This window comes from Pseudomonas sp. NBRC 100443, assembly GCF_030268185.1.
Taxonomy (GTDB): Bacteria; Pseudomonadota; Gammaproteobacteria; order Pseudomonadales; family Pseudomonadaceae; genus Pseudomonas; species Pseudomonas citronellolis.
In genome coordinates this window covers 1-255 of the sequence record NZ_BSQE01000108.1, presented here as the reverse complement: position 1 = coordinate 255, position 255 = coordinate 1, and the positions used below count along the sequence as shown (strand labels likewise).

Annotated in this window: 1 protein-coding gene; it reads right to left on the bottom strand. The window is 62.0% G+C overall.

All coding sequences use genetic code 11. From position 1 onward, the window contains the following. Positions 1-255 (bottom strand): transposase (locus tag QSJ95_RS32755; protein ID WP_285647911.1); only part of this gene is annotated, 255 nt, incomplete at both ends.

Below are 255 nucleotides of genomic sequence, written 5' to 3'. Positions count from 1 at the left end.
GGCCCAGGAAACGCCTGACCTTCAGGTGTTGCTTGATCCATTTGAAAAACAGCTCGATCCGCCAGCGATCCCGATAGCGCTCGGCGATTTCTGCCGCCGGGCTGCTCAGGTCGTTGGTCGCCAGGCTTAGAGGCGGCTCATCGCCTGGGCGGTTCACCAGGATCCGCCGCAGGGGCTGGGTGTAGTGATTACGCCGTCGGCCACCTGGGTTGCGGTTGGAGAAGTTCACCTCTTCGTCTCGCAGGATCGTTTCCC